This window comes from Salifodinibacter halophilus (genome assembly GCA_012999515.1).
In the GTDB taxonomy this organism is placed as follows: Bacteria; Pseudomonadota; Gammaproteobacteria; order Nevskiales; family Salinisphaeraceae; genus Salifodinibacter; species Salifodinibacter halophilus.
Genome location: JABEEB010000569.1, coordinates 1 through 246 on the forward strand (window position 1 = coordinate 1; position 246 = coordinate 246).

Annotated in this window: 1 pseudogene; it reads right to left on the minus strand. The window is 73.6% G+C overall.

Features of this window, described 5'->3' with window-relative positions:
- Positions 1-122: pseudogene (locus HKX41_12875) on the minus strand ((Fe-S)-binding protein).
- Positions 123-246: the final 124 nt, after the last annotated feature.

Genomic DNA, 246 nt, shown 5'->3' on the forward strand with positions numbered 1-246 from the left:
ATCCGACCCATGCCGAGTTCGACCAGGGTGCGCTGGCCGAGCTCGCGCGCCTGCGATTCGCGCATGCCCGGCACGATCTGCGCGCGGATGCGCTCGACCGCCTGCCAGGTCAGCTCGCGCGCGCGCAGCATCGCCTCGGCGTCGAAGGCGGCGCCGACGCGCTCTTTCGGATGGGCTTCGGGCGCGGCATCGGTCATCGGTGTCTCCGGAGGCGTTGGCTGCGGCGGCGCGCCGCGTGATAGCGCC